General features: G+C 73.7%; 20 protein-coding genes. 7 read left to right on the plus strand and 13 right to left on the minus strand.

Annotated features, from left to right (window positions below; translation table 11 throughout):
* Positions 1-23: 23 nt before the first annotated feature.
* Genes WIS52_RS14715 through WIS52_RS14730 form a run of 4 tightly spaced genes read right to left on the minus strand, consistent with a single transcriptional unit; the run spans position 24 to position 4,469 of the window.
* Positions 24-578 (minus strand): Uma2 family endonuclease, encoded by a 555-nt coding sequence (locus tag WIS52_RS14715; RefSeq protein WP_349298793.1) that lies wholly within the window; start codon positions 576-578, stop codon positions 24-26.
* A 17-nt stretch (positions 579-595) separates the two neighbouring features.
* Positions 596-2,419, minus strand: a complete 1,824-nt coding sequence (locus WIS52_RS14720; protein ID WP_349298794.1) for a glycoside hydrolase family 15 protein — start codon at positions 2,417-2,419, stop codon at positions 596-598.
* Positions 2,416-3,801 carry a glucose-6-phosphate dehydrogenase gene (gene zwf, locus WIS52_RS14725; protein ID WP_349298795.1) on the minus strand — a complete coding sequence of 462 codons (1,386 nt, stop codon included), beginning with the start codon at positions 3,799-3,801 and terminating at the stop codon, positions 2,416-2,418. Before zwf ends, WIS52_RS14720 begins: the two co-directional genes overlap by 4 nt.
* Before the next feature lie 41 nt (positions 3,802-3,842).
* Entirely contained in the window at positions 3,843-4,469 is a 627-nt protein-coding gene (locus tag WIS52_RS14730; protein ID WP_349298796.1) for a cytochrome P450, read from the minus strand.
* Here WIS52_RS14730 and WIS52_RS14735 point away from each other — a divergent pair.
* Positions 4,462-4,617, plus strand: a complete 156-nt coding sequence (locus tag WIS52_RS14735) for a hypothetical protein (protein WP_349298797.1) — start codon at positions 4,462-4,464, stop codon at positions 4,615-4,617. The two genes, WIS52_RS14730 and WIS52_RS14735, sit on opposite strands and share 8 nt — an antisense overlap.
* A 234-nt stretch (positions 4,618-4,851) precedes the next feature.
* Here the strand turns inward: WIS52_RS14735 and WIS52_RS14740 are convergent, their stop codons facing one another.
* From WIS52_RS14740 to WIS52_RS14775, 8 genes are all read right to left on the minus strand, one after another.
* A complete protein-coding gene (locus tag WIS52_RS14740) occupies positions 4,852-5,637 on the minus strand; it encodes an IclR family transcriptional regulator (RefSeq protein WP_349298798.1) in 786 nt (261 codons plus the stop codon).
* An 87-nt stretch (positions 5,638-5,724) separates the two neighbouring features.
* Entirely contained in the window at positions 5,725-6,975 is a 1,251-nt protein-coding gene (locus WIS52_RS14745) for an alpha/beta hydrolase (RefSeq protein WP_349298799.1), read from the minus strand.
* On the minus strand, positions 6,972-7,220 hold the full coding sequence (locus tag WIS52_RS14750; protein WP_349298800.1) for a hypothetical protein: 249 nt from the start codon (positions 7,218-7,220) through the stop codon (positions 6,972-6,974). Before WIS52_RS14750 ends, WIS52_RS14745 begins: the two co-directional genes overlap by 4 nt.
* Positions 7,217-7,849: a VOC family protein gene (locus tag WIS52_RS14755; protein WP_349298801.1), complete on the minus strand. Its 633-nt coding sequence runs from the start codon at positions 7,847-7,849 to the stop codon at positions 7,217-7,219. The genes WIS52_RS14750 and WIS52_RS14755 overlap by 4 nt, the downstream gene beginning before the upstream one ends.
* Positions 7,850-7,941: 92 nt before the next feature.
* Positions 7,942-8,655: a TetR/AcrR family transcriptional regulator gene (locus WIS52_RS14760; RefSeq protein WP_349298802.1), complete on the minus strand. Its 714-nt coding sequence runs from the start codon at positions 8,653-8,655 to the stop codon at positions 7,942-7,944.
* Between the two features lie 25 nt (positions 8,656-8,680).
* Positions 8,681-9,436 carry a maleate cis-trans isomerase family protein gene (locus WIS52_RS14765; protein ID WP_349298803.1) on the minus strand — a complete coding sequence of 252 codons (756 nt, stop codon included), beginning with the start codon at positions 9,434-9,436 and terminating at the stop codon, positions 8,681-8,683.
* Positions 9,433-11,148 (minus strand): (2,3-dihydroxybenzoyl)adenylate synthase, encoded by a 1,716-nt coding sequence (locus tag WIS52_RS14770; protein WP_349298804.1) that lies wholly within the window; start codon positions 11,146-11,148, stop codon positions 9,433-9,435. The genes WIS52_RS14765 and WIS52_RS14770 overlap by 4 nt, the downstream gene beginning before the upstream one ends.
* The gene (locus WIS52_RS14775) at positions 11,145-12,701 is read right to left on the minus strand and encodes an FAD-dependent monooxygenase (RefSeq protein ID WP_349298805.1); all 1,557 of its coding nucleotides are present in this window, start codon (positions 12,699-12,701) and stop codon (positions 11,145-11,147) included. The genes WIS52_RS14770 and WIS52_RS14775 overlap by 4 nt, the downstream gene beginning before the upstream one ends.
* Before the next feature lie 166 nt (positions 12,702-12,867).
* Between WIS52_RS14775 and WIS52_RS14780 the strand changes: the two genes are divergently transcribed.
* The 3 genes from WIS52_RS14780 to WIS52_RS14790 all read left to right on the plus strand — a co-directional run bounded on the left by WIS52_RS14780 (position 12,868) and on the right by WIS52_RS14790 (position 18,295).
* Positions 12,868-14,979, plus strand: coding sequence for a hydantoinase/oxoprolinase family protein (locus WIS52_RS14780; RefSeq protein WP_349298806.1), 2,112 nt, complete (start codon positions 12,868-12,870; stop codon positions 14,977-14,979).
* Complete coding sequence (locus tag WIS52_RS14785) at positions 14,976-17,291, plus strand: hydantoinase B/oxoprolinase family protein (protein WP_349298807.1); 2,316 nt, start codon at positions 14,976-14,978, stop codon at positions 17,289-17,291. The genes WIS52_RS14780 and WIS52_RS14785 overlap by 4 nt, the downstream gene beginning before the upstream one ends.
* A 92-nt stretch (positions 17,292-17,383) precedes the next feature.
* Positions 17,384-18,295: an SDR family NAD(P)-dependent oxidoreductase gene (locus WIS52_RS14790; RefSeq protein WP_349298808.1), complete on the plus strand. Its 912-nt coding sequence runs from the start codon at positions 17,384-17,386 to the stop codon at positions 18,293-18,295.
* A 162-nt stretch (positions 18,296-18,457) separates the two neighbouring features.
* On the opposite strand, the gene rsmI is transcribed toward WIS52_RS14790, so the two are convergent.
* Complete coding sequence (gene rsmI, locus WIS52_RS14795) at positions 18,458-19,306, minus strand: 16S rRNA (cytidine(1402)-2'-O)-methyltransferase (RefSeq protein WP_349298809.1); 849 nt, start codon at positions 19,304-19,306, stop codon at positions 18,458-18,460.
* 24 nt (positions 19,307-19,330) lie between these two features.
* Here rsmI and WIS52_RS14800 point away from each other — a divergent pair, with 24 nt between their 5' ends.
* Genes WIS52_RS14800 through WIS52_RS14810 form a run of 3 tightly spaced genes read left to right on the plus strand, consistent with a single transcriptional unit; the run spans position 19,331 to position 22,995 of the window.
* Positions 19,331-20,926: a dolichyl-phosphate-mannose--protein mannosyltransferase gene (locus WIS52_RS14800; RefSeq protein ID WP_349298810.1), complete on the plus strand. Its 1,596-nt coding sequence runs from the start codon at positions 19,331-19,333 to the stop codon at positions 20,924-20,926.
* Positions 20,927-20,948: 22 nt separating this feature from the next.
* Positions 20,949-22,373 carry a phytoene desaturase family protein gene (locus WIS52_RS14805; RefSeq protein ID WP_349298811.1) on the plus strand — a complete coding sequence of 475 codons (1,425 nt, stop codon included), beginning with the start codon at positions 20,949-20,951 and terminating at the stop codon, positions 22,371-22,373.
* A gap of 52 nt (positions 22,374-22,425) precedes the next feature.
* Entirely contained in the window at positions 22,426-22,995 is a 570-nt protein-coding gene (locus WIS52_RS14810) for a copper resistance CopC family protein (protein ID WP_349298812.1), read from the plus strand.
* Positions 22,996-23,016 lie beyond the last annotated feature (21 nt).

Genomic DNA, 23,016 nt, shown 5'->3' on the forward strand with positions numbered 1-23,016 from the left:
CCGGACCCGGATCCGGGCCGCACCTAGATCTGAGCCGAACCGCCGTCCCAGCTCAGGTGCAGCGCGCCGCCCTCGGTGCGGAGCTCGACGCCGAGCGTCCCGAGGCCGAGCATCCCGCCGGCCGCCGCCTGCACCGGGAGGAGCTGGTTCCCGACGGCCCGGTAGACCTCGACCCGCCGATCCCCCGGGTGCACCACGAGCATCTCCCGGACCCCGGCCGCCGCATAGAACTCGACCTTGTCGTAGGTCTCGTCCCCGGGCGAGCAGAACTCGACGACCAGATCGGCTCCTTCGACTCCACGCTCGGAGAGGTGCTCGGGGCGGCAGTAGAGCTGGTCCGGCACGCGGTAGTCGTCGGTCGCGCGGAACAGCCCGGTCTCCATGTGCGGGACCAGACCACGCCGCTTCGCCAGTTCGCCCAGTGCAAGCATCAGGTCGGTGCTTCCGCGTTGATGCGGGCCTCCCGGCGGCGGAACCATGTGCAGCACCCCGTCCCACATCTCGTCCCGGCCGTCCAGCCCCAGCCGGCGACGCTCGTCGAGCATCGCCTGCGGCGGGTCGAGCATGAGGACCTTCATGGCCCGGAGTATCCCGGTCAGCCCAGGGCCCGGTCCAGGTTGATCGCCGAGCTGATCAGCGACAGGTGGGTGAAGGCCTGCGGGAAGTTCCCCAGCTGCTCGCCGTGCAGCCCGATCTCCTCGGCGTACAGCCCGAGGTGGTTGCCGTAGGAGAACATCTTCTCCAGCGCGATCCGGGCGTGCTCTTTCCGCCCGGCCCGGGTCATCGCCTCGACGTTCCAGAACGAGCACATCGAGAACGTGCCCTCCTCGCCGTCCAGCCCGTCCGGCGAGTCCTCCACGTCGTAGCGGAAGACCAGGGTGTCGACGACGAGGTCGTCGTTGATCGCGTCCAGCGTCGCGAGGAACCGCGGCTCGGTCGGCGCACAGAACTTCACCATCGGCATGAGCAGCACCGACGCGTCGAGGGTGCGGGCGCCGTAGCGCTGCACGAACGACCCACGCGGGCCGACGTCCGGGTCCCAGCCGCGGTCCATGATCTGGTGGTAGATCTCGTCCCGGGTCCGGGTCCAGGCCGCGACGTCGCCGGGCAGGCCGCGCCGGCGGGCCATCCGGATCATCCGCTCGACCGCGACCCAGCACATCAGCCGGGAGAACACGTGGTCCTGGCGGCCGGCCCGGGTCTCCCAGATGCCCTCGTCGGGCTGGTCCCAGTGCGTGCGCAGCCAGTCCAGGATGGCGCTCAGGTTCGTCCAGTCCGAGTGCGAGACGCCCGCGCCGTACTTGTCGTACAGGTAGATGGAGTCGATGATCTCGCCGTAGATGTCGAGCTGGAGCTGGCCGGACGCGTCGTTGCCGGCCAGCACCGGGCGGGACCCGCGGTAGCCCTCCAGGTGGTCGAGCTCGACCTCGGCCGGGGTCTCGTCGCCGTCGATCGTGTACATCACCCGCAGCGGGCCCTGCGCGCCGTCCGGGCAGTCGACGAAGCGGTTCGTCAGCCAGCCGATGAAGGCCCCGGCCTCCTCGGTGAACCCCAGTCGGAGCAGGGCGTAGAGGGTGAAGGCGGCGTCGCGCATCCAGACGTAGCGGTAGTCCCAGTTCCGCTCCCCGCCGAGCTGCTCGGGCAGGCCCATCGTCGGGGCGGCGACGACCGCGCCGGTCGGTTCGTGGGTGAGCATCTTGAGGGTGAGCGCGGAGCGGTGCACCCGCTCCCGCCAGCGTCCGGTGTAGACCGAACCGGACAGCCAGTGCTGCCAGAACGCGACGGTGCCCTCGAAGAGCTCGTCGACGTCGAGGTCGGCGCCGGTGTCCTGGTCACCGCTGGGGTCGACCTCCAGGACGAACACCTCCGAGCGCCCCTCGGCGGTGGCGAACTCGGCGTGCGCGGCGTGGTCGACCACCTCCAGGTCCACCGTGGAGGTCAGCGCCAGGGTCACCCCGGTGCCGGTGAACCGGATCCCGGTCCCGGCCTCGGAGACGTCCGGGGTCTCCCGGGCGTAGTCCGGGCGGGGCACGACGTCGACCGCCATCGGCACCGAGCCGCGCACCCCGGTGACCCGGCGGACCAGCCGCTGCCGGTGCTCCGGGTCGCGCGGGCGCAGCAGCGCCAGGAAGTCCTGCACCTCGACGATGCCGTCCGAGGTCAGGAACCGGGTGATCAGGATGTTCGAGTCCGGGTAGTAGAACTGCTGCTGGGCGGTCACCTCGGTGTCGCCGGTCCGCGGCGCCAGTGCCCAGTGGCCGCCGCTGTCGGCGTCGAGCAGCGCGGCGAACACGCTGGGCGCGTCGAACCGGCCGGGACAGAACCAGTCGACGGTGCCGTTCGTGCCGACAAGCGCGGCCGTGCGCAGGTCACCGATGATCCCGTGCTCGGCGATCGGCAGGTAGCGGTCGGCGCTCACTCGGGCACCCGCCAGCCGCGCGGGCCGGGCAGCTCGAGCGCGTCCTGCGGGCCCCAGGACCCCTGCGCGTACTCCTGTACCTCCGGCGGGTCGGTGAGCACCGGCTCGCAGAGCTCCCAGAGCCGCTCGACCTCCTCGGTGGAGGTGAACAGCGTGCGGTCGCCGCGCAGCACGTCGAGCAGCAGGCGCTCGTAGGCCTCGAGCGGCTCGTCGTCGGACGAGCCGGGGACCTCGAGGCGCATCCGGCCGCGGCCCAGCCGCAGTTCGGGGCCGGGGATCTTCGCGCGGACGTCGAGCTCGGCGGTGACCGTGTCGGCCAGCTCCAGCACGAGCTCGGTGGCGTGGTCGGTGCCGTTCGCGGGGAACATCGACAGCACCGGTTCGTCGAACCCGATCGTCACCGTCCGGCGGGTCGCACCCAGCGCCTTGCCGGTGCGCAGGAAGAACGGCACCCCGAACCAGCGCCAGTTGTCCACACGTGCCTCCAGCGCGACGAACGTCTCGGCGGAGGAGTCGTCGGCGACGCCGTCCTCGTCGCGGTACCCGGCGTACTGGCCGAACACGACGCGCGCCGGGTCCAGCTCGCGGACCGAGCGGAACAGCTTCGCCTTCTCCGCGTGCAGCGCGTCCGGGGACAGGTCCGGTGGTGGTTCGAGAGCCACGAACCCGAGGATCTGGAACAGGTGCGTGGAGATCATGTCCCGGAAGGTGCCGGTGGACTCCATGAACGACGCCCGGCCCTCGATCCCGATCTCCTCCGGGACGTCGATCTGCACGTAGCGGATGTGCTGGCGGTTCCAGACGGGTTCGAACAGCCCGTTGGCGAAGCGCAGCGCGAGGACGTTCTGCAGCGACTCCTTGCCGAGGAAGTGGTCGATCCGGAAGATGTCCTGCTCCCGGTAGACCTCGCGCAGTCCGGCGTCGAGCTCGCGGGCCGAGGCGAGGTCGGTGCCGAAGGGCTTCTCCACGACGAGCCGGGACCGCTCGGCGATGCCGGTCCCGCCGAGCATCCGGGCCATCGGTGCCATCACCCCGGGCGGGACGGACAGATAGACGAGCCGGCGGACGTCACCGGAACCCAGGTCCTCCTCGGCGTCCCGGACGGCGTGCGCCAGGTCGGCACCGTCCGAGTCGTCCGAGACCACGAAGCGCAACAGCGGGGCGAACTCCTCCCAGCCGGCCGGGTCGTCGAGGGCGTCGCGGACCTGGTCGCGGAACTCGTCGTCGGTGCCGGGCGAGTGCCGGCCGGAGCCGATGACCCGGACGTCGGGCAGCAGCCCGGCACGGTGCAGGTGCAGCAGGCCGGGGAACAGCTTGCGACGCGCCAGGTCACCGGTGGCGCCGAACAGCACGATCACGTGCGGGGGCAGGGCGTCTCGCATGATCGCCAGGTACCCGCCACGGCGCGGCCGAACCGGCCGGGTCAGCCCCGGACGGTGTGCAGCTCGCGGGAGCCGCGGAACATCCAGCCGACCGGGTCCGGCGGGCGCTGCGGGTCGAGCCGGATCCCCGGGGCGGCCCGGAACAGCTCCTCCAGCGCGATCCGGGCGACCTGTGGCGCGTAGGCGCTGCCGATGCAGGCGTGCCGGCCCAGGCCGAAGGCCAGGTTCGGGTGCCGCGCCCGGTCCAGGTCGTAGGTCAGCGGGTCGTCGAACTCACCCTCGTCGGCGTTGGCCGAGCCGTAGATCAGCCAGATGTGGTCCCCGCCGCGGATCTGCTGCCCGCCCAGCGTCGTGTCGGTCACCGCGGTGCGCGAGGCGCCGCCGTAGAGCGGGCTCATCCAGCGCAGCCCCTCGACGACGGCCCGGCCGAGCAGCGACGGGTCGTCCTTCACCCGCGCCATCTGCTCGGGCCGGGTGGAGAGCCCGTGGAACGTCACCCCGCAGGCGTGCCCGGGCTCCTGCAGGCCGCCGAGGAAGACCAGCAGCTGGGAGGGCAGGAGGTACTCGACGTCGCGCAGCTCGCCGTCCGGCATCCCGCCGCGGAACAGCGTCGCCACCGGGCCGTCGGACGGGGTGCGGAGCTCCGCGTCGCGCAGCCGGGTGAGCATCGCGCGCACCTCCTCCCGGACACCGTCGACGGCGTCGAAGCCGGGGCCGGCGAACCCGCCGGCCCCGTCCGGGACGTTCGTCGCGCCGAGGGCCGACGAGCTGGCCGCGTTCCTGGACGGGGTGCTGGTGGAGCAGCCGCGGCGCTGAGTCCGGCCCCCGCACCGGGCGTTCGAGGACGCGCGCCCGGGCCGTCGGGGGGCCGGCCCGGACGCGCGAGCCTGGTGGGGAGCGCGGGGAGCGGACATCCATCGAACCGGAGAGCGGCGGGTCGACCAGGGTGCGCGGCGACGCTGTCCCGCTCTCGGATGGAACAAGCGTAGGGAACCGTGGGGCCCGAAACCAGGCATGTCATTCTGCACCGAAGAAAAGCGCGGGGCAATCTCAGCGACCGGGGACGACGACCGAGGAGAGGCCCCGGGCGATCCGGTCCGCGGTCGTCGCGAGCTCCCCGCCCCACTCCTGCAGGCGTTCCCGCCGGTACCGGACCGTCGGCATCGCCAGGGTGACCGCGACGCCGGGATGCCCCGGGACCGCGCACCCGACCGTGGTCATGCCCGGTTCCGTCTGCCGGTCGTTCACCGCGAACCCCAGCCTGCGGACCCGATGCAGGTCCCGCAGCAGCGCCGGGACGTCGCCGACCTCGGACTCGCGACCGGCGTACAGCGCCCGGACCTCGGCGTCGCTGCGGGTAGCCAGCACGGCGCGGCCCGCGGAGGTCAGGTGCGCCGGGCGCACCCGCCCCTCGCGGTCACCGATCCGCAGCGCCTGACCGCATTCGACGGTGACCACGAACCGGGCCTGGTCGTCCACCACCAGCAGCACGTTGGCGGTCTCGTCCGTGCGGTCGACCAGATCCTGCAGGTGCGGCACGGCGACCCGGCGCAGGTCGGCCACCGGCTCCGGGGCCGCGGGCAGGCGCAGGATCGGGCCCGCCGCGTACCGCCGGTCGTCGTCGCGCTCGGCGAAGTCGCGATAGACGAGCATCGCCAGCAGCCGGTGCGCCGTCGACGGCGCGACACCGAGGCGGAGCGCCGCGTCGGTCACCCGCAGCGGCCCCTCCTGCTTCAGGATCGTGGCGAGGGCCAGCGCGTGGTCGACCGACTCGATCCCGTAGGCCGGCCTATTTTTCATCATGCAATGGTAGACGCCGGTCAGAGAGGTTTCCACCGAGCAGAATGTCTGCCGGGCGGCGTCCGTCGGGGGACGACATGGCTCCGTTGCCTCGTCGTGGGCGGGCGGCCGGGGCCCACGGGTTCAGTCGGGGGGAGCGAGCTCGCAGCGGTCCGCCAGCCAGCCGGCGATCTCCGCGGCGGCGAGCTCGTTGCCGGTCGGTTCGCCGTCGGCGACGGCGCCGCCGAAGTGCAGGCCGCGGACGGCCGTGGAGGTCAGGTCGGCCGCGCCGAGGGCGTCGACCATCCGGCGGGAGTCGGCCGGGAACGCGGCCTGGTCCCCGGTGAGCTCGACGAACAGCGTCGGCGCGGTAACCCCGGGCGCACAGCGGACGAAGTCCGCGTTCGTGCTCAGGCCGGACCAGGTCGACAGCCACGCCTCGGGCGTGGACAGCCGGCCGAAACCGACCTGGCCGTAGTCGATGAGGTCGGGGCGCCGGCCGAACAGCGACCCGTAGGGCCGGTCGCTCGGGTCCAGCGAGAGGTCGACGGTGCGCGGGTCCGCGTCGGTGCGGAACACGGTGATGATCTTTGGAGCGAGCGAGCGCCGCCGGTCCGCGGCGCGGCCGCCGGTCTTGAAGGCGGTACGGGCGGCACCGGTGCGGGCCAGGTGCTCGCGCGCGACGGCGTCGATCCGGGCGACCCGGTCGCGTTGCGCGGCGCGGTAGCGCTCCAGGAACTCCGGCGCGTACGACGAGCTCGCAGGCGGTTCGGCGAACCCGTTCGCCGGGTCGAACGGGTCGAGCTCGGGTACCACCGAGAGCGGGTCGCTCTCGTCGGCGACCGACGGGTCGATGCAGCCGAGCAGCAGCCGTCCCTGGCCGGGGTGCGGGGCCAGGAAGACCGCCCCGTCCGGGACCGGCATGGCGGCCTCGGCGAGCGCGATCGGGCGGCCGCCGGGAGTCGTGGCGATCCGCTGTCCCGGAGGTAGCCCGGCCTGCTCGTGGTAGAAGGCGTAGAGGGTGCCGCCGCCGGAGTGCCCGAGCGTCGCGACCGTCTCGAAGCCCTGCTCGCGCAGGAACACCATCCCGGCGGCGACGTCGAGCAGCGTCTGCTCGTGCACCAGGGTCAGGTCGTTGTTCGGCGAGCGGCTCTGCTGGGTCCACACCGCGACCCCGGTCTGCAGCAGCAGCGGGACCAGCGGGTGGTGGGTGAGGTCCTGGCGCGGGTGCATCAGGCAGACCACGGTGCGGGCGCCGGGCACGGTGGCCAGCACGCCGCGCACGGTCGCGCCGTCGTGCGTGGTGAGCTCGTGCACCGAGGTGATCACGGCGTCCGGACGACGGCCCGAAACCAGGTACCGGCCCGCCCCGAGCCCGGTGGTTCCCGCGGTCATGCGGGAGACACCCGCAGTGCGTCCTTGTCGTGCTGGGTGATCCGGCTGCCGGCCGGGACCCCGGCGACGCAGGAGTACCAGACCGCGTGCCGGCAGCCGGTCGTCCGGCGGTCGATCACGATCTCGGCGTCGGCCCGGATCTCGAAGTAGGGCCCGACCTTGTCGACGACGACGTCCGGGTCCTCCGCCGCGACCTTGGCCACCGACGTGTTCTCCGGTACGTCGAGGACGTAGAGCGTGGTCATCGGACGACCGTCTCCCAGCCGGCCGCCCGCTCGACGATCAGCTCGGCCTTGCGGGCCAGCAGCTTGCCGAACGTGGGCTCGGGCGCGGTGACGACGTCGATCAGCGCGTCGATCGTGAGGTTGGCGTCGAGGTCCTCCTGCGGCGTCACCGGGCGCAGCGCGCGGGTGATCTCGAACATGTAGCCGTTCGGGTCGTGGGTGTAGATCGACTCGATGGTCTCGTGCTGGACCTGCATCTCGACCGGCCAGTCGCTGGCGTCGAGCCGGCGCCGGTACTCCATCAGGTCGTCCTCGCTGTCGACGTGGATCGCGAGGTGCCGGGAGCGGACGAAGAAGTCGGGCACCTCGGCGCCGAACCGGGCGTAGACGTCGCCCTTCGCCCCCTCGCCGCCGGCGACCGAGGCATCGGTGCCGAAGTAGTAGAAGAACGCGATCCGGTCCTCGTTGCCGATGTCGAAGAAGAAGTGGATGAAGTCCGGGTGGTCCTCGGGACCCCAGCCGGCCGCGCAGATCGAGTGCACCACCGGGAACCCGAGGACGTCGCGGTAGAAGCGCACCGTCGCGGCCGGGTCGAACGTCGGGAACGCGACGTGGTCGACACCCCGCACGCGATGGTCCTGCTCGGTCATGTCCAGCCTCCGTCGAACAGCGTCGGTCGTACCGACGACGCTACGCGGAGGTCGACGGACGGGTCAATAGTTTGACGGCAGCGATGAACCCCTCAGCCGTCGAGCAGTCGCTCCAGGTGGTCGAGGTCCTGGCGCAGCAGCTTCAGCGCGGCGGCCGGACCGTCGCCGTCGGGGACGCGGTCGTCGGCCCGCACCAGCGCCCCCACCGCCATGTCGGCGATCCCGTCGGCGACCGCGGCGGCGTCGTCCCGCCCGCCGGGGTGGAACCACCAGGCCACCCAGTTGCACATGCCGAGCACGCCGAGCGCGGCGATCCGGGGGTCGACCGGCCGGAACCGGCCGGTCCGGACGCCCTCGTCGACCACCGTGACCACCGCCTTGAGCACCGCGCGGCGGCTGGCGGCGTAGGCCTCGGTCAGCTCCGCGGGCAGCTCGGCCTCGGACCTGATGAGCAGCCGGAACCGCTCGGGCTGGCTGGTCTGGCGCCCGACGAACACCTCGACCATCCCGCGCAGCTTCTGCACCGGGTCGAGGTCCGGTGCGTCGACGAAGCGGTTGATCTCGACGAGCGGGCCCTCGGTGACCTCGATGACGAGCTTCGCCAGCAGCTCGTCCTTGCTGCGGACGTAGTAGTACAGCGCCGGCCGGGTGATCCCGAGGGCGTCCGCGATGTCCTGCAGGCTGGTGCCGGCGAACCCGCGCTCGGCGAACAGGCGCGTGGCGTGCTCGTAGATCTCGTTCTCCACGAGCTCACGACGGGCGGTGTTCGCCCGGGTCCCGCCCTTCCGCGGTGTGCCGGCAGTCATGGCGCCCGATGGTAGGACCGCGGGCTCATCCCGCCGCCGGCACCGCGCCGGTCAGCAGCGACCCGGCGTCGGGCAGCCGCGCGTCCAGCTCCAGCGCGCGCAGCAGCGAGTACGCACCCGCCGTCGCCGCGGACAGCACCGGCAGCCCGAACTCCCGCTCGGCCGGCCCGACCAGGTCCAGCGAGGGCATCTGCACGCAGGCCGAGATCACCAGCGCGTCGGCGGTGCTCCGGTCCAGCCCGCGGGCCGCCTCGAGCACCCGGTCACCGGGGATGCAGCCGACCTCGGCGTTGTCCCCGACCTCCAGCGCGGCGTAGTCGGCCACCTCGAATCCCTCGGACTCCAGGTAGCCGACGACCTTCTCCGCCAGCGGACGCAGGTACGGGGTCACCAGCGCGATCCGCCGGGCCCCGAGCGCCTGGAGCCCCTCGACCAGGGCACCCGCGCTGGACCGGACCGCGGGAGCGCTCCCGGCGGCGGCCAGCTGGTCGACGACGGCGTTCTCCACCCGGGTGTGCTCGCCCGGCCCCTGCGCCATCAGGGCGACCAGGCAGGCGTAGAGCAGGGCGTCGACCCCGGCGTCGGCGAGCTCGTCGACGCACCGCTCCCGCTGGGCGTTCATCGCCCGCAGCGCCTCGGGGGAGACCTGGTGCATCCGCATCCGGCTGGAGTGGAACGAGAACCGGGCGCCGGGATGCCGGGCGAGCAGCGCCGGGATCTCGGTCTCCACGGTGACGTTCGAGCTCGGGACGACGAGTCCGATGCGGTGCGTGACGGTCATGCGGGACCACCTCCGGGTCCGGTCGGGGCGGGACCGGCGGGGACCGGGCCCCCGCCGGCGCCCTGCTCGGCGGCGAGGGTCTCCGAGATCCGCGCCTGCAGCCGTTTCTTGTCGATCTTGTTGACCAGCGTGCGTGGCAGCTCGGACAGGTGCTCGACCCGCTCCGGCCACTTGAACTTGGCGACGTCGAGCCCGGCGAAGTGCCGCTGCACCTGCTCCAGGGTCAACCGCTCCCCGTCGACGACGACGAACGCGCAGGTCCGCTCGCCGAGCCGCCGGTCGGGCATCGCGACGACGGCGGCCGCGCTCACCCGGGGATGGCGCAGCAGGAGGAGCTCGACCTCCTCCGCATTGATCTTCTCGCCGCCGCGGTTGATCAGGTCCTTGATCCGGCCCTCGATCGAGACGTAGCGCTCGCCCTCGATCAGCCGCAACGCGGCGAGATCACCGGTGCGGTAGAAGCCGTCCGAGGTGAAGGCCCGCGCGTTGTGCTCGGGCGCGGCGAAGTAGCCGGGCAGCGTGTACGGCCCGCGGCAGCACAGCTCGCCGACCTCGCCGTCGGGCACCGGGGTCTCCGCGCCGGGCTCGAGGACGCGGACCTCGTCGTGCGCCGACAGCACGGTGCCGACGGTCTCGGCGCGCGCGGTGCGCGGGGCGCCGGGGCGGGTGGTGAGGAACAGACCCTCCCCCATCCCGAACAGCTGCCCGGACCAGGTCCCGCGACGCTCGAAGAAGTCGAACAACCGCGGCGGGATCTTCGCCCCGGACAGCACGACCTGGGTCAGCGCGGCGACCGCGCCGTCGAACCGGGGGTGGTCGACGGCGCCGAAGTGCCCCTGCCCGATCAGCGCGTGGGTGACCCCCTCGGCGGCCATCAGCGGCAGGGACACGTCCAGGTCGGGCGTGCCGAGCACCAGGGCGCCACCCACGCTGTGCGGGGCGTGCAGCGCACAGACCACCCCGGCGTTGTGGACGATCGGGATGAGGTGCGCGACCCGGGTGTCCGGCGTCCACCCCCAGGACGACGCGTAGGCCGCGGCGTTGTACCAGTACTCCGCGTGCAGCCGGGGGATCACCTTGGGGACCCCGGTGGTGCCGCCGGAGAGCTGGAAGACGGCGACGTCGTCGGGGTCGATCCCGGCCTGGATCACCGCGACCCGCTCCCGGGCACGCGGCGGGTCGGCACCGGCGGCGAGGGCGTCGAGCCCGACCCCGCGCGGGTCGTCGCCGACCACGAGCACGTGCCGCAGCGTGGGGTGGTCGCGGGCCTGGTCGACGGCGAATCCGACCAGGTCGAACTTCCCCCCGGTCTCGACCAGGTGCGCGACGGCGCCGACCTGCCGGCTGATCGCGGAGACCTCGTGCCCGCGGTGCGCGGCCAGCGTCGCGACCGGCACCAGACCGGCCTTGAGCACCCCGTACCAGGCCACGACGGCGGCGAGGGTGTTCGAGACCTGGAACAGCACCGGGTCACCGGGCCGCAGGCCGAGCCCGGCCAGACCGGCGGCGAGCGCGTCGGTGCGCTGGTCGAGCTCCCGGTAGGTCGCCCGCCCGTCGACCACGACGACCGCGTCCCGATCCGGGTGCGCCCGCGCGACCCGGTGGAGCTCGTCGGCGATCGTCGCGGTGCCCCACAGCCCGGCGGCCCGGTAGGCGTGCGCCCGCCCGGCCGGGTACCGGACCAGCGCGTCGCCCCATCGCGTCGTGCTCATCGCGCCTCCTCGAGCAATGTCACCAGATCCGTGCGGCCGGCGACCAGCCCGGCCGCGAGGTCCTCGCGCAGCCCCGCGGGCGCCTCGACGACGACCGGTCCCCCGACCTCGAGTCGCACCCGCTCGGCCAGGTCGAGGCGGGTCAGCACCGACGGCCGGTCACCGGGACCGGTGAACCGGAAGCCCGGGGCACCGGCGTCGCGGGCCGCGCGGGCCCGGTCGACGACCGCGTCCCCGTCGGCGTCCCACGGGTCGGCCAGCACGTCGCCGACCACCACCAGCCCGGGCGGGTCGCCGGGTGAGACCGGGCGCCGGGCGGCGTCGGTGAGCTCGTGGTGCAGCGGCTGGGCCAGCGCCCGGTCCGCGACGGTGCGACCCGCGGCCGCCGGGTGCCCGGACTCGGCGACGTAGGCCTCCATCGCGCCGGCGACGACGTCCGGTGCGGTCTCGGCGAAGCGGTCCAGCGGCACGTTCCCGGCCCGGGTCATGTAGGCGACCATCAGCCGGGACACCGGCAGGTGGGTCCGGGACGGGAACGACTCCCACCACAGCTGGCTGCGCCGGGCGAGCTCCTGCAGCCGCTCCACCGCGGGCCGGCGGACGGCCTCGTAGCGCGCGAACGCCGACGGCAGGTCCGGTTCCCCGCCGAGCGCCTCGACCAGGCCGATCGCGTCCTCCATCGCGAGCTTGGTGCCCGACCCGATGGAGAAGTGCGCGGTGTGCGCCGCGTCGCCGAGCAGGGCCGTCCGGCCCGCGGTCCAGCGGGCGCAGCGCACCGTGCGGAAGCGCAGCCAGCGGGTCCGGTTGCCGATCAGGCTCCGGCCCTGCAACTGGTCGGCGAAGACCTCCTCGAGGTACCGCAGCGAGGTCTCGTCGGACCCGTCGAGCGGCCCGGCCTCGGTGGCCTCGGTGGTGGCGTCGAACCCGGCCCGGCGCCAGGTGGCCTCGTCGGTCTCGACCAGGAAGGTGCTGCGCCCGCCCGAGTACGGGTAGGCGTGCGTCACGAAGGTGCCGTGCGCGGTGTCCACCGGGGAGAACACCGCGTCCGGCAGCGGGAACTCGGTCCCGGCCCAGAGGTAGAGGCCGCGGCCGACCTCGAGGTCCTCGCCGAAGGGCCCCTCCCGGCGGGTCGCGCTGTTCACCCCGTCCGCGGCGACGACGAGGTCGGCGTCGAGCTCGCCGGCGGTCCGGCGGCTGCCGTGCTCGAGGACGACGCCGGCCTTCTCGGCGTGCCGTTGCAGGATCGCGAGGAGCTCGGTGCGGGCGATCCCGACGAGCCGGTCGTTGCGCACCCGGACCGTCGCGCCGCCCACCTGCATCGTCATGTCGTGCGGGTGACCGGCGGAGACGATGTCGTGCAGCGTGTCCGGGTCCGCGGCCGCGAGGTTGCGCTGGGTCCCGGCGGCGAGCCCGACTCCGAACCCGAAGGTCGCGTCCGCCGGGCCCTGCTCGTGCACCACGACCTCGCACCGGGGGAACACCAGCTTCACCAGCCGTGCGGTGTAGAGCCCACCGGGCCCTCCACCCAGCACGGCCACTCGGCGCAGCTGCATCACGACCTCCCGGACCGGCGTCGGCGACGTCGATTGACTATCGCGTCGAGTATTCGACGGCAATGACGGGCGAATCGTCAAGTGCGGATCGCCGACCTTGACGGCCTTCATCGACGTTGAATAGTCTACGCCACCGTCAGCCCCTCCACGCGAAGGAGCGTGAGTCATGGCCTACGTCATCGGTGTGGACGTGGGCGGCACGTTCACCGATGCCGTCCTCGACGACGACGCCGGGACCGTGCTCGCCGCGAAGTCCCCCTCCACCCCACCGGACTACTCCCGCGGGGTGATGGACGTACTGCAGCTGCTGGCCGAGCAGCTGGGACGCCCGCTGCCCGAGATGCTCGCCGACACCCACCACATCGCGCACGGGACGACGTCGTCGCTGAACGCGCTGGTCACGCGCAACGTGCCGCCGGTCGGGTTCCTCACCACCCGCGGCCACCGCGACTCCATCTACATCATGAACGTGGAGGGCCGGTACCTCGGGCGCTCCCCGCACGAGCTCCAGCACGTCATGGGCCAGGCCAAGGACCACCACCTCGTCCCCAAGCGGCACGCGCTGGAGGTGACCGAGCGGGTCGACCGGGACGGCACCGTCGTCGTCGCGCTGGACACCGACGCCGCCCGGGCCGCGATCCGCGCACTGCTCGACGACGGCGTGCGCGCGATCGCGGTGTCGCTGCTGTGGTCGTTCCGCAACCCGGTGCACGAGCAGCGGTTGCGCGAGCTGATCGCCGAGATCGACCCGGAGGTGTTCGTCGCGCTGTCGTCCGAGGTGAGCCCCCGGATCCGGGAGTTCGCCCGCAACGCGACCACGATCATGAGCACCCAGGTCGGACCGGGCCTGCGCGACTACCTGTCCACACTGGAGTCCGATCTGCGGGGCAGCGGGCTGACCGGGCCGCTGCTGGTCATGCAGAGCAACGGCGGCGCGGTCGAGGCCTCCGAGGCCCCCGCCTCGGCGATCAGCACCGTCGGCTCGGTGCTCACCGGCGGCGTGGTCGGCGCACAGGCGCTGGGCCGCCAGCTCGGCCACCGCAACATCATCACCACCGACGTCGGCGGGACCACGTTCCTGGCCGGCCTGATCGTCGACGGCGAACCGGTCCGGGACACCACGACGATCATCAACCACCACCCGGTCAACGTGCCGACGCTGCGGGTGGACGCCATCGGTTCCGGCGGCGGCGCGATCGCCTGGCTCGACGCCGGGCAGAACCTGCGGATCGGCCCGCACAGCGCGCAGGCCGTCCCGGGTCCCGCGTGCTACGGCAACGGGGGCACCGAGCCGACCAACACCGACGCCAACCTGGTGCTCGGCATCCTCCCGGAGCGCGGCCTGCTGGGCGGGGGCATGCCGCTGTCGCTGGAGCTCGCCCGGCAGGCCATCGAGACCCGGATCGCCAAGCCGCTCGGGCTGAGCGTGGAGGAGGCCGCCGCCGCGATCTACACCGTGCAGAACGCGCAGACCGGCGACCTGCTGCGCAAGACCGTCGTCGAGGCCGGGCACGACCCGCGCGACTTCGTGCTCTACGCCTTCGGCGGGGCCGGGCCCGCGCACTGTGCCGGCTACGCGGCCGAGGTCGGCGCGGGCGAGGTCGTCGTCCCGCTCGGTCCGGTCGCCTCGGCGTTCTCGGCGTTCGGGCTCGCGTCCTCGGACATCGTGCTCGCCGCCGAGCTGTCCGACCCGACCACCGTGCCGTTCGACCCGGCCCGCGCCGAGCGCGACTTCGCCGAGCTGGAGGCGAAGGTGCGCGACGGCCTGGACCGCCAGGGCGTGACCTTCGAGCGGGTCGAGCTGTACCGCGAGGTCGACATGCGCTACACGATGCAGCTCGCCGAGGTCACCGCCCCGGTCGCCGCCGGCCCGCTGGACGCGGCCGCGATCGAGGCCGCGGTGACCGCGTTCGAGGACCGGTACGCGGCCCTCTACGGCAAGGACGCCGGGTTCCGCGAGGCCGGCATCCAGGCGATCACCTTCCGGGTCCGTGCGGTCGGCGTACTGCCGTTCACCCCGGCGCTGCCGGAGGTCGGGTCCGCCGGCTCGTCCGACCCGGCCGGGGCCCGCACCGGCAGCCGCCCGGTGCAGCTCGACGCCCGCCTCGGCTACGTCGACACCGACGTCTACGACTACCGGTTGCTGCGCGCCGGTCACGTCCTGACCGGGCCGGCGATCGTCGAGGTCCCGACCACCACCGTCGTCGTCCCGGACGGGGCCACCGGCACCGTCGACCACCTCGGCAACCTGTCGATCCGTACGGAGGGTCTGCGATGACCATGGCCGTCCCCGGCTCGGAGATCTTCTCGAGCCGCCCCGTCGACCCGGACGAGCTGGCCCGCTCGCTGCCCACGGTGCTCGAGACGCACACCGTGAGCCAGGAGCAGATCGACGCGCTCGACCCGCTCACCTACGAGGTGATCCGGCACCGGCTCTGGTCGGTCACCGACGAGATGGGCGAGGCGCTCAAGCGCATGTCCGGCTCGCCGATCGTCACCGACGCGAACGACTTCGACTTCGCGATCTCCGACGAGCTCGGCCAGGAGGTCCAGGTCGGGCTCTACAACACGATGCTGGTCGGCGCCGTCGACCTGGCGATCTACTGGACGCTTCGCCATCGTGCCGAGAACCCGGGGATCTCACCCGGCGACATGTTCCTGTGCAACGACCCGTGGGTCGGCGGCGGGCTGCACCAGAACGACGTGATCGTCTTCCAGCCGGTGTTCCACGAGGGGAAGCTGTTCGCCTGGACCAGCGCCATCGCCCACCAGCCCGACCTGGGCGGCGCGGGCCTCGGATCCTTCTCCCCGGCCGCGCAGGACGTGTTCTCCGAGGCGGTGCCCACCCCGCCGGTGAAGATCGTCCGCGGCGGGACGCTGCAGCGCGACGTCGCCGATGTCTGGGTCCGCCGGTCCCGGGTGCCGATGCTGATCGGGCTGGACCTGCGGGCCAAGATCGGCGCGAACAACGTGGGCGCCGAACGGCTGCAGGCACTGATCGCGCAGTACGGCGCGGACACCGTCAAGGCCGTGATGAAGCGGATGATGTCGGACGCCGAGTCCCGGCTGCGCGGCAAGCTCGCCGGCCTGCCCGACGGCTCCTGGACGGCCACCGGCTACCAGGACCAGTCGCACGAGGGCGACCGCAACCTGCACAAGATCACGGTCACCACCACCAAGACCGGCGACCACCTCAGCTTCGACTTCACCGGCACCGATCCGCAGGCCGGTGTCATCAACTGCACCTACGCCGGCATGCGCGGCGGGGTGATGCTGGCGCTGCTGCCGATCCTGGCCGGGGACATCCCGTGGTCCGCGGGCGGGCTGATGCGCTGCTTCGACCTGGTCTCCGAGGAGGGGACGATCAACAACGCGGCGTTCCCGGCCGCCGTCGGGCGCGGGCCGATCGGCCCGGCCTGGCTGACCGGTTCGCTCGTCGCCGAGTGCCTGTCCCAGATGCTCGACCGCGACCTCGAGCTCGGGAAGAACGTCCAGGCCACCTGCTGCGGGACCTGGGACACCGCGGTCATCGCCGGGCTGGACGAGCGCGGCGAGCAGCCGTCGCCGTTCCTGTCGATCCTCATGGAGCCGATGGCCGGTGGCTACGGCGCCCGCCCGCACGCCGACGGGATGGACACCGGCGGGCTGTTCTGCATCCCGATGGGCCGGATCCCGGACGTCGAGATGACCGAGTTCCTCTACCCGGTCCTGACCCTGTGGCGGCGCGAGGAACCCGACTCCGGCGGGCCGGGCCGGCACCGCGGCGGCGTCGGCGCCTCGGTGGCGATCACCCCGCACGGCACCAGCCTGCCGATGGGCCTCGTGCTGGCCTCCGGCGGCAAGGCGGTGGCGCAGAACGTCGGGCTCGCCGGCGGGCACCCGGGCAACAGCGGACTCGACGTCGTCGCCCGGGGCGGGTCGGTCGCCGACCTGCTCGCCGCGGGCACGATGCCGACCGCGCTGTCCGAGGTCAGCGACAACCTGGAGGCCGCGCAGAACTACGCCTCCAGCTACCTCGCCCCCGGTGAGGTCCTGGCGCTGACCTGGCAGGGCGGTGGGGGCTACGGCGACCCGCTCACCCGGGACCCGGCCGCGGTGGCGCGGGACCTGCGCGAGCTGCGGGTCACCGCCGACGGCGCCCGGGCGGTGTACGGCGTGGTGTTCTCCTCCGCAGAGGGTGCGGTGGACGAGGCCGCCACCGCCGCCGAGCGCGACCGGCGACGGGGCGAGCGCCGGGACCGGTCCCGGATCGAGGGGGAACCGGGCGGGAAGGTCGACATCGAGAACGCGCGCCGTCTCGACGACAACCTCGTCGAGACACCGGACGGGACGATCGTCTGCGAGAAGTGCTCCGAGTCGCTCGGCTCCACCGCCGGTGCCGGTCTGCTCGCCGTCGGCGTGCACGAGGGCCCCAGCACCGGCGCCGGGCCGCAGATGATCGCCGACCCGGTCGACTACGTCGACGCCGAGGTGGTGTTCCGGCAGTACTGCTGCCCGTCCTGCTGGACGGCGCTGTACTCGGCGGTCGTCCCGGCCGACCACCCGGACGCCCGGGTCACCCTCGGGCGTGCCACGGTGGCCACCGGGTGAGAGCAACCGGGCGGGCGGGCCGATGCCCTGGTCCCCCGGCCCGCCCGCCCGGGTCCAGACAGTCCCCTCGACCGCACGGAGTTCCGCACCAGATGACCATCGACTTCACCGGCCGCGTCGCGATCGTCAGCGGCGCCGGCGGCGGGCTCGGCCGCGCGCACGCACTCGCCCTCGCCGAGCGGGGCGCCGCCGTCGTCGTCAACGACGTCGGCGGCGGTGTGCGCGGCACGGGTGCCGACACCGGCCCCGCCGAGCGGGTCGCCCGGGAGATCGTCGACGCCGGCGGCGACGCGATCGCCGACACCGCCGACGTCACCTCGCGGGAGGCCGTCGACGCGATGGTCGCGGCCGCCGTCGAGCGCTGGGGCCGGGTCGACATCGTGATCAACAACGCCGGGATCCTGCGGGACCGGACCTTCGCCAAGCTCGACGTCGCCGACTTCCGCACGGTGCTCGAGGTGCACCTGATGGGCAGCGTCAACGTCACCCAGGCCGCCTGGGGACACATGGCCGCGCAGGGCTACGGCCGGGTGCTGATGACGACGTCGGTGTCGGGCATCTACGGCAACTTCGGCCAGTCCAACTACGGCGCCGCCAAGAGCGCCCTGGTCGGGCTGACCAACGTGCTGGCCATCGAGGGCGAGCGCAGCGGCATCCGGGTCAACGCGCTCGCCCCGACCGCCGCGACCCGGATGACCGAGGGGCTGGTCGAGGACGACCTGCTCGCCCGGATCACCCCGGAGACGATCACCCCGGGCGCGCTGTACCTGGTCAGCGAGCAGGCTCCGACCAAGGCGATCCTCGGCGCCGGGGCCGGGGTCTTCGCGGTGTCGAAGATGCAGGAGGCCACCGGGGTACACCTGAGCGGCGACGACCTGTCCCCGGAGGGCGTCGCCGCGCACTGGGACCGGATCAGCGATCTGTCCGAGCCGCAGGACATCGCCTCGGCCTTCGAGCAGACCCGCCGCTACGTCGCGATGGCCACCGCCGCCCTACCCGCCTGAGCCCACCGCCCCGCTGCCCCGTGTCCGCGCGCAGATGCAGGCTCGGTGGCGGATCTGCCACTCGCGTTCGCCGGCGCAACCGGGCACTTCACGCCCACCGACCTCACTTCACACCTGCTGCGGCGGGTGTGGAGGGAGGCAACGGGGTGTGAAGCGGCGGCGTCAGTCCTCCCGGGCCGCCAGCGAGGCGTTGTACAGCTCCCGCTTCGGCACCCCGGCCGCCTCGGCGACGGCGGCGACGGCGTCCTTGAGCCGCTCGCCGTCGTCGGTGCGCTCCCGCACCGCCCCGACCAGCGACTCCACCGGCGGCGCCGCCGAGGGCTCGGCCCCGGCCAGCACCACGGTCACCTCGCCGAGCACGTCGCCGGAGATCGCCCACTCGTGCAGTTCGGCCAGGGTCCCGCGCACGACCTGCTCGTGGGTCTTGGTCAGCTCCCGGCAGACCGCGGCGCGCCGGTCGGCCCCCAGCACCGCGACGGCGTCGGCGAGGGTGTCCGCGGTGCGCCGCGGCGACTCGAAGAACACCACCGCGCGTCGCTCGTCGCGCAGCGCGGCGAACCAGCGCTGCCGCTCGCCGGAGCGCCGCGGCGGGAAGCCGTCGAAGCAGAACCGCTCGCAGGGCAGCCCGGACAGCACCAGCGCCGTCGTCACCGCGGACGGGCCGGGCGCGCAGGTCACCGGCAGGTCCTCGGCGGCGGCCGCGGCCACCAGCCGGTAACCGGGGTCGGAGACGGCGGGCATCCCGGCGTCGGAGACGACCAGCACCGTCGCCCCGTCCCGGACCGCGGCCAGCAGGCCGGGCAGCCGCTCGACCTCGACGGCGTCGTAGTGGCTGATGATCTTGCCGACGTAGGTGACCTCCAGCGCGGCGGCGAGGGTCCGGAACCGGCGGGTGTCCTCGGCCGCGATCAGGTCCGCGGTGCCGATCAGCTCCCGCAGCCGGGGCGAGGCGTCCCGGGGGTCGCCGAGCGGGGTGGCAGCGAGCACGAGTACGCCGGGAGCATCGGACACGGTCGCCACCCTACGATCGGGTCCGTGGCCACCTCGACCGCCGACCCCGGGAGCCGGGTCGCCGGAGCGGCCCCGGAACCGGGCGTGACGCCCCGCGGCACCCCTCCGCCGCTGCGTCGTGCCGATCCCGGCCCGTCCGCGCGGCTCGGCGCCCCGCCGCCGTCCGACCGGCTGCGGGGCTGGCTGGTGACCGCCGCCGTCGTGCTGATCGCCGGCCTGGTCCGGCTGATCGACCTGGGCGAGCCGACCGATCGCGGCACCCCGGTCTTCGACGAGAAGCACTACGTGCCGCAGGCCTGGGAGATGGTCCGCAACGGCGGCGTCGAGGACAACCCGGGCTACGAGAAGATCGTCCACCCGCCACTGGGCAAGCAGCTGATCTCCCTCGGCCAGCTGGTGTTCGGCTACGACGGCGTCGGCTGGCGGATCGCGGCCGCGCTGGCCGGGGTGCTGACCGTCCTGCTGGTCGTGCGCGCCGGACGCCGGCTCACCCGGTCCACCGCGCTCGGTGGGCTGGCCGGGGTGCTGCTGATCGCCGACGGCCTGTCGCACGTGCAGTCCCGGATGGGGATGCTCGACGTGTTCGGCGCGCTGTTCGTCGTCGCCGCGTTCGCCGCGCTGCTCTGCGACCGCGACGACGTGCGCGCCCGGATGGCCCGGGTCGTCGCCGAGGGACGGGTCGGTGACACGCCGTTCGGGCCCCGCTGGGGGGTGCGGTGGTGGCGGCTGGTCGCCGGGGTCTGCCTGGGGCTGGCCTGCGCGGTGAAGTGGAACGGCTCCTACTACGTCGCCGCGTTCGGCCTGCTCTGCGTGCTGTGGGACGTCTCGCTGCGCCATCGCGCCGGCGTCGAACGGCCCTGGGTCGGGACGATCGTGCGGGACCTGGCACCGGCGCTCTGGGCGCTCGCGCTCGTCCCCGTCGTCACCTACGTCGCGTCCTGGTGGGCGTGGTTCGGCAGCGAGACCGGCATCGACCGGCACGCCGTCGGGCAGCAGATCGGCACCGGCGGCCCGTGGTCCTGGCTGCCGGACCCGGTGCGGTCGCTGTGGTACTACCACGGCCAGGCGCTGAGCTTCCACGAGAACCTCACGACCGGCTCGGCCGGCGCACACCCGTGGGAGTCGAAGCCGTGGACCTGGCCGATGGGCCTGCGCCCGATGCTCTACCGCTACTCGAACGACGCAGGAGGCTGCGGCGAGTCGGAGTGCGTGTCGGCGGTGATGCTGATCGGCACCCCCGCGCTGTGGTGGGCGGCGATCCCGGTACTGGCCTGGGGGCTGTGGCGGGCGGCGACCCGGGTCGACTGGCGCTGGACGGCGGTGCTGGTCGGCTACGGCGCCGGGTTCCTGCCGTGGTTCCTGAACCTGGACCGGCAGATGTACTTCTTCTACATGATGCCGGTGGTGCCGTTCCTGGTGCTGGCCGTCGTCCTGGTGATGGGGCAGCTGCTGGGGCGGGCCGCGGACAGCGAGCGTCGACGCCGGGTCGGGCTGCTGGTCGTGTCGGCCTGGGTGACGCTGATCCTGGTCAACTTCGTGTGGCTGTGGCCGATCCTCAACGGTGACCCGATCACCGAGGCGCACTGGCAGGCCGAGCTCTGGCTACCGTCGTGGAGATGAACATCGACCGGACGACACTGCGGTGAGGACCGACGCCGTCGTCGTCGGGGCGGGCCCGAACGGGCTCGCCGCCGCGATCACCCTGGCCCGCGCCGGGCTCGGGGTGCGGGTGTACGAGGCCGCGGACACCCCGGGCGGCGGGCTGCGCAGCGTGACCCGGGACGGCTGGACGCACGACGTCTGCTCCACCGTCCAGTCCCTCGCGATGGTCTCGCCGTTCTTCCGGACCCTCGACCTGGACGCGCTCGGCGTGCGGATGCGCTACCCGCCGATCGCGTTCGCGCACCCGCTCGACGGCGGCCGCGCCGCGCTCGGGCACCGCTCGGTCGCCGGGACCGCGGCCGGCCTGGACGCGGTGCACGACGGCGACGGCCGCGCCTGGGCCCGCCTGCTCGGCCCGCTGGTCGAGAAGCACACCGAGCTGTGGCCGGAGATGCTGGGCACGCTGCGCCGGGTCCCCCGGCACCCGGTGACCCTGGCCCGGTTCGGGCTGCCCGGGATGCTGCCGGTCGAGACGCTGGCCCGCACCGCGTTCCGCTCCGAGGAGGCCCGCGCGCTGTTCGCCGGCGCCGGGGCGCACGCGATCCGCCGGCTCGACGCGCCGCTGACCTCCGCCTTCGCGCTGGCCCTGCTCGTCGCGGCGCACGCGGCGGACTGGCCGGTGGTCGAGGGCGGGTCCGCGGTGCTGAGCGCGGCACTGGTGCGCGAGCTGGAACGGCTCGGAGGGGAGGTGGTGTGCGGGCACCGGGTCTCCTCGCTCGCCGACCTGCCGCCCTCGCGGCTGCGGCTGCTCGACGTCACCCCGTTCCAGCTGCGGGAGATCGCCGGGGACGCGCTGCCGCCGTCGTACGACCGGGCGCTGGCCCGGCACCACTACGGCCCGGGCGTCTGCAAGGTCGACTACGAGCTGTCCGGGCCGGTGCCCTGGACGAACCCGGACTGCCACCGCGCCGGGACGCTGCACCTCGGCGGCACGCTCGAGCAGATCGCCCGCTCCGAGGCCGAGACCGAGGGCGGACGGCACCCGGACGCGCCCTACGTGCTCGCCGTGCAGGCCGGCGTCGCGGACCCGACCCGGGCGCCGGACGGCGGCCACACGCTGTGGGCCTACTGCCACGTGCCGCACGGGTCGGACCGGGACGTGAGCGCGGCGATCGAGCGGCAGGTCGAGCGGTTCGCGCCCGGGTTCGGCGACCTGGTGCTGTCCCGCAGCGTCCGCACCGCCACCGATCACCAGCGGTACGACGAGAACTACGTCGGCGGCGCCATCAACGGCGGCATGGCCGGGCTGTACTCCGCGCTGCTCGGGCCGGTGCCGCGCTGGTCCCGGTACGCCACGCCGCTGCCCGGCACCTACCTGTGCTCGGCGGCGACCCCGCCCGGCGGCGGGGTGCACGGCATGTCCGGGTACCTGGCCGCCTCCGAGGCGCTCCGGCGCCTCGGGTGATCGTGCGCACGCGCCGGGAACCGGACACGCCTCGCGGACGACCACTCCCGACGTGAACTCGCACCACCCGCTCGTCACCACGGCCCGGCGGATCGTCGTCGTGCTGCTCGCCGGCACGGTCGCCCTGCTGCTCGGTGCGGCGCCCGCCTGGGCGCACACCGAGCTCGAGTCCAGCTCCCCGGCCGAGGGCGCGCAGCTCGCACAGGCCCCGCCGGAGGTGACGCTGACCTTCAACGAGGACGTCGCCGCCGACACGGCGACCGTCACCGTGACCGGCCCGGACGGCGCCGACGCCGTCGCCGGCCCGGCCACCGCCGAGGCCGGGACCCTCACGGTTCCGCTGCGCCCGCTGGGACCGGCGGGCGACTACACCGTCGACTACCGGGTGATCTCCGACGACGGGCACCCGGTGGAGGGCACCGTGCCCTTCACCCTCACCTCGCCCGGTGCGGCCGCGGCCCCGGACGCTCCGGCTACCCCGGCCGCACCCGCGCAGGCCCCGACGGAGCAGGCCGCCACGACCCCCGACGACGGCGGCGCCCCGGTCTGGCCCTGGATCCTCGGCGCGGTGGTCGTGGTCGGCGGAGGCGCGGCGCTCGCACTGCGCCGCGGCCGGGCCTGAGCCCGCCGGGCGGCTCGCCGG

Origin of the sequence: Pseudonocardia nematodicida, assembly GCF_040105385.1 — a bacterium.
Taxonomy (GTDB): domain Bacteria; phylum Actinomycetota; class Actinomycetes; order Mycobacteriales; family Pseudonocardiaceae; genus Pseudonocardia; species Pseudonocardia nematodicida.